At 46.8% G+C, this 5,777-nt stretch carries 5 protein-coding genes and 1 tRNA gene; 1 reads left to right on the top strand and 5 read right to left on the bottom strand.

The window, feature by feature from the left end; all coding sequences use genetic code 11:
* The 5 genes from METMK1DRAFT_RS16595 to METMK1DRAFT_RS09415 form a co-directional block, all read right to left on the bottom strand.
* Nucleotides 1-201: DUF4322 domain-containing protein (locus tag METMK1DRAFT_RS16595; protein ID WP_009073411.1), on the bottom strand; the 201-nt coding region annotated here is incomplete at its 3' end.
* A gap of 331 nt (nt 202-532) precedes the next feature.
* The gene (locus METMK1DRAFT_RS09430) at nt 533-1,729 is read right to left on the bottom strand and encodes a glycosyltransferase (protein WP_009073408.1); all 1,197 of its coding nucleotides are present in this window, start codon (nt 1,727-1,729) and stop codon (nt 533-535) included.
* Nucleotides 1,722-2,384 carry a DUF5752 family protein gene (locus tag METMK1DRAFT_RS09425; RefSeq protein WP_009073406.1) on the bottom strand — a complete coding sequence of 221 codons (663 nt, stop codon included), beginning with the start codon at nt 2,382-2,384 and terminating at the stop codon, nt 1,722-1,724. The genes METMK1DRAFT_RS09430 and METMK1DRAFT_RS09425 overlap by 8 nt, the downstream gene beginning before the upstream one ends.
* Before the next feature lie 1,154 nt (nt 2,385-3,538).
* Nucleotides 3,539-3,614: transfer RNA gene (locus METMK1DRAFT_RS09420), tRNA-Gly, on the bottom strand.
* A 60-nt stretch (nt 3,615-3,674) separates the two neighbouring features.
* A complete protein-coding gene (locus METMK1DRAFT_RS09415) occupies nt 3,675-4,997 on the bottom strand; it encodes a hypothetical protein (protein ID WP_009073405.1) in 1,323 nt (440 codons plus the stop codon).
* A 157-nt stretch (nt 4,998-5,154) separates the two neighbouring features.
* On the opposite strand from METMK1DRAFT_RS09415, the gene METMK1DRAFT_RS09410 reads away from it, so the two are divergent.
* Nucleotides 5,155-5,706: a hypothetical protein gene (locus METMK1DRAFT_RS09410; RefSeq protein WP_009073403.1), complete on the top strand. Its 552-nt coding sequence runs from the start codon at nt 5,155-5,157 to the stop codon at nt 5,704-5,706.
* Nucleotides 5,707-5,777: the final 71 nt, after the last annotated feature.

Raw genomic sequence — 5,777 nt, 5'->3', positions numbered from 1 at the left:
CTCCTCCACGTAATTCCTCACGGTCTGTGGGGACACGCCGTACGCCCTCGACTTGCTCTCCACCGAATCGTTCCACAGACAGGCTGAGATGAGGGTTCTCGCCACCTCTTCCCCTCTCTTTCCCTTGAAGTTCAGCATGGAAAGTAATTTATATCCTATTTGTTGTACGTTGTTTTGGTGAGGGAGAACCGGTGTTACCATCTCAGTTACTCACGTGGTAATACCACATCTCCCTCACCTTAAACCTTTCTTCAACTGAATTCTTAATACTCTTATAAATCCTGTTATCTTTCGCGAATCGATATTATTCTGTCAGAATTATTTTTCATAATATGATTTTGGGTCTACCGTAAAGGGAGAGGAAAACCCTGCCTTGGGATCATGTTAAGAAACGACTCTTAAGCCAATCATTATTGAGAGTCAGGAATGATGGTCAGGAAAGAGTTTGATGGCAGTTATGTGACTTTCCCTTGACTGACGTCCCGTTATCAAGGGAAATCTAATAACTACTAATGGATATAAATACAAGAACCTATGTCCTTCCCTTAGTCAGGAGGATCGTCATTAAATAGTCCCTCAGTTCCCTTATGGTAAGGAAATTGTTCCTGACGTGTTCCCTTCCCATCTTCCCCATCCTCTCCCTTATGTCCCTATTCCTCAGGAGGTAGATCAAGTAGTGAGTGGCCTCCTCAGGCGTACTTACCAGGAACCCCGTATGCCCGTGGATCACCTGGAGAGGTATACCACCCGTGTTTCCACCTATCACTGGTTTACCTTTCCAGAGCGCCTCACTAACGGTCAATCCGAATCCTTCCTTTATCGACTTCTGCATCACTACGTCTGCCCCACGTTGAAAGGCGTTAACCTCAAGGTCACTATCTGGAGGTAAGAGGAGCAGATGAACGTCCTTTATTCCCTCAGCGGCCTTCAACGTCTCCTTGTAAACCTCCTCACCTTCAGGATCGTCCGTCGCTGGGCTTCCCAAGTACACTAACTGCCCGTCAACGTGTTTCTTCATCCCAGCGAAGGCCCTTATAACCCCCACCGGATCCTTCGCTCTATCGAATCTGCTCACCTGAGTTACTATGGGCCTATCCAGGTCCAGTCCGAACTTCCTAAGTATCCTCTCCACCGTGAAGCGCGATATCTCCTTGTTCTTAACGCTCAAAGGATCTATGGAGGGAGGGATCACGAACTGAGGCACGGAAAGGTCGTCCCTCCCGAACACGGGCGAGGATACTATGACGGAGTCGTACCTCTCCACGTAGCCCCTCAAGAATTCCCACACTGGGGGGAACGGGTTGGATATGTCTATGTGACACCTCCATATCCACTTTCCCTTCTTCCTCTGCGTAACCAGACCGGCAGGCTGAGGATCGTGTATGAAAACTACGTCGTAATCCAAGGGGAGCTCAGAGAGGTTGATTTCCTGCCACTTCTTGTAAGTTTCGAAGGAGTTCCCCTGGAGCTGTCCAGTTCCGTTCTGTAGAGCGTTGTGAAAGCTCTTGGTCACCTTGAAGAACTCCTCGTCGCCCCGTATTACCTTCCACTCAGCGTTGATTCCCACCTCCCTCATGAGGGGAACAAGTTTACTCAGTATCTCAGCCACTCCACCCCCCTTGGGCGTAGAATTGACGTGAAGAACCGAGATCCCCCTGAGCTTCTCGGCTATCTTGAAGACGCTGTCCACAGCGTCTTCTCCCACTATTGGGACGAACTTCTCAATCACGGTATATCTCCTCCTCTATCGCGTCAAGGAGGTCTTCCCTTAGTCTCTCCTCCTCTACGTAGGTCTGTGGATCTATTGATGAAATCCTATCGGCCAGTGAGACGGCGTTGAACTCTTGCAATAACCAGGAGGAGAAGTCGTTTCTGGGAGAGTAACCCATGGCCCTACCGAAAACCAGGTGATAAACTACTGACCTCATGCTTATCTCTGAGAGTATGTCGATGAATTCACCCAGCGTCCAGGCCCTCCTTCCAGTATCGTAAACCACGGGTCTGCATGTGAGGAAGAGGAACGGCTTGCCTCCCTTGAGTTCGGGGCTTCCTCTCCTCAATACCTCCAGGAGGCTCTCCCTAACTTGCTCCACAGTCCTGGGCTCCCTACCCTCCACATCGGAGACCAGGTAAGCTAGGGAGTTGTCGTGAAGCTCGTCCCTGATCCACACTGCAAAGTCGTTGTGGAGATCGTAGGGTACGACGTGACTTGAGAAGACTGGATGGAATACGTGATAAAATATGGAGTAGCCGTCAACCCTCTTGATACCCTCCATCAATTCTCCCAGGGTATGTGCCTTAATTCCGGCGTAGATAGGTGGGTAATATGCGGCTTGGAACTCGAAGGGGTGTTTTGCCCTAGAATCCAAAAGACTCATAACCATAAGTAGGATTGGATATCATCTTTTTTAAACGGAGAGGACTTTTCAATGGGAATCATGATTTGTTTCTGATCATCTTCAAGCTCATAGACGCGGTGAAAAGACGGTTCTAGGTCTCACATAGGTATTTTAAAGCACTCGGATTTTGAGAGTCCGGTCTTCATCGTGGCTAGTTGTCACTTTTAATGGCTAGTAATCACTCGGCCTCATCACTACTATTCTCTCCCCACGCCCAGGTTAGAGAGTATAGACTTAACCCATGAGACGGGGGAGTGTCACTGAGTGCCTTCCTCCACCTCGAGTGGACTCATTGACTTCACAGTAGTACCCTCTCCGTCTAATTTTGTAAGTAAAGCTTATGGGGGGGGGAGTGAGGGGCGTAAAACCTCGCCCTTCACGGTAGACCCAAACAAGCTTCTCTAAAATAAGTTAGAATTAAATCGAAGTGATTCTAATAATTCAACCCATTGGATGCCTAGATAATCTACTACCTTCTTAAGTCAGAGCAAGGTTAAGACGAACATTAAGGTCCTCCCATGCCCTTAAAGGTCACGAGGACGGAGCACAAGGGCGGGTTAGCGGAAGGGCAATGAACCTGAGCTCCGCTCGAGGGAGCTCGTGAAGGACAGGAAGGCCTTGCTCCTCTGAGGTCTTAGGATCCTGACCTCGTTGTAGAGCCTGAGGACCTCCCAGAAAGTTTAGGAAGAACTCTATTTTACGTTCGGTTCGCCAAAGTTCTCGAAGGGGAACGGCTGTATTACCCTCTTGATTCTTTTCATGAGTAAAACGATATCTCCCTTACCTCAAACCCTTCTCTCGGATCACAATTAAAATTATATACCGAATATTTTTGGAATATGATTTTAAGTCTATTGCTTAGAGACAGGTTCTAGGATATCATCAATAGCAATATTCCAAGAGATGAACTTTACGTTCACACGAAGGGTTAGGATCAAACAGGTTGATCAGAACAGCTTAAATCAGTTTTTCCAGCGTAGATCACATATCACTCGACCCTCTTCTCATCACGGCCTTAGTCGGTTATGATGAGCATAGTGGAGTACAATCATTTAAATTACAGCAGTTATAGGACTTTCCCATAAATGTCGGCCTGTAATCAAAGGCAAATCTAATAACTGCTGTAAATTAAAAAGAGATGCGACCGCCGGGATTTGAACCCGGGATCTCTGGCTTGGGAGGCCAGCGTCCTAATCCAGGCTGGACTACGGCCGCAAAAACAAGTGGGAAGTTGAGGATAAAAATGTAACTGGTGGGCTCCGCAGGAAAGTCCATTTAGTCTATAGTCCACGTGTTAGGACCTGAGGGGTAGAGATACGTCTCATTCAAAGATGAATTACCATTGGGCCAGTACCACACTGTGGCACTAACGTAGGGAGGAGGAGAGGATGTAGGGTAGACGAAGTACCAGTAGACAATGGCGTGCAGATTATTTTTAGCTCCATTAATAATCTGATATAGAGGTTCAGTGTTATTATAATAAAATCCATTACGAAGCGCAGTGGATGATGTATTATAGAAAGCTCCGAGTCCATTTTCATTTTGTAATGTCTCAAGAAATGCTTGGGAAATCTCAACAGCCTGATATGGTGAGCCGAACTTTACACTAGCCACGTAGGAGTTTGCCTCTCCAATACCTAGGGTAGTATAATTTATGAGATTTCCACTGGAATTATATATCGATATACCGTCTTGCTTTACCTGAGACCCGAAACTCAGGTTAATGAAGTATTTCGCCCCTACATTCGCGTTGGCAAGTGGGATGGGGTTATTAGGACTTGCATTGGTTTTAACCAATATTTTCTCGCCGTACTGATAAATATATATATAATAAATCTTGTTATTGGTAGCATTAAAAGTAAAATATAATATGTTTGAGGGGGACGTAGCGTTGTCTATTACCTTGAACCAAAGACCCAATTGAACCCCCTGGTTATTGCTAAACAAGTGGGGAGGCTGGAAGTTAGTATTTTTGCTGTTACCCAGATATGGAGCAGTAGCCGTGGTAACATATAATCCCAGACCGGCGTCCTCTGGATTAACGAAAAAGTAGCCCAACCTATACCACGATCCGAACTCATAGGTTAGTATCCATACAACTATTATCTGACCTGGAGAGACCTTCGCGTTCACCATCACCGTACCGCTCTGGCCGACTGGGAAGGCTTCAGCATTAACGCTAAGTTGTTGTCCCTGTGTGGTGAAAACTGTGGAGCTCAGGTGAAATCCCCTAATCACGTTCAATTTACCTGAGGAGTTAGTCATGATCAGAGCGTTCTCCTCCACAGACGGGGTGTAAAGATAGACTCCTATTCCGGGTAACTGGTTTACCACGAAGGGGACTAAGGTTACATTTTTAGTGGGAGAGCTGTACCACAAGAGGAAGGACACGTTAAAGTACTGATAGTTCGGTGTTATTCCTCGGAAGGTTATGGGAGAGACGAAGGTAACCAATTGCTTTGATTGTGCCACCAATGTCTCTCTCTCCTGAAGTGTGATGGATTGCGCTGAAAAGTAAGTCGTGTACAGACTGAAGACCCCCAAGGCCATCATCAGTGTTACTACGATCACTAGAAAAGTTATCACTACGTTAGGCATTACAATACTATTTTGACAAGACTCTCAGTAATAAACCTTTTCCCTCACTCTAAAGATATCAAGCCAACGGGCTATCATAAGAAAATCACAATTAAACTTTCTATCAAATTCGGCAAAGATTTATAACAAGAAGAATAACTTATATTCTCGAGGATAATTGCCTGAGAATGTAGTTCAGGAAATAATACTCCTAGTTGCCGTCGTGACATTGGGATTAGCTGTGATAGCCTTATCCATTACTGTTCTTTACCCCCAATTTATCTTGTCCTCAGAAGAACAGGTGGCCAACAACTTAGCTTCCCAAACCACGATATCGGTTGGTCCCCTTCTTAATAAAGGGAACCAGGCTAGCTTAGTACTGGAGGCATACGACCCTGCGGAGACCAGTAACGTTACGGTGTTAGTGTTCCCAGAGCCCTCCAGTTTCGAGACCTCAGTCGGCCTCGTTACGCCTCAGGGTCAACCTTCGTTCTCCGTCTACCTGGCCAATGGTAAGTTGGCCGAGCCTGTTACCCTCGCTAAAGTGTATGATCTAAACGGCCACCTCCTGATTGGTTCTCCGATTCGGGCCTACACTATACCCTTCAACGACCCCGTGACCGTTATCTTCTCGGGCTTCTCTAAGGGGGACATAGCCGTCGTGTGGGTCATGTACGGTCAGGGGGACGTGTTCAGGATAGGTTACACCTTCACGGGGGTGCCGGGATGAAGGCCTTGTCCCTCCCCATCTTCATGGTCCTCATGTTCATCCTCTTGGTCGCCGTTCTGATCCCTGCTTAC

Origin of the sequence: Metallosphaera yellowstonensis MK1, assembly GCF_000243315.1 — an archaeon.
GTDB classification, from domain to species: domain Archaea; phylum Thermoproteota; class Thermoprotei_A; order Sulfolobales; family Sulfolobaceae; genus Metallosphaera; species Metallosphaera yellowstonensis.
The sequence above is the reverse complement of the archived record's forward strand: the minus strand, read 5'-3'. Positions and strand labels throughout refer to the sequence as shown.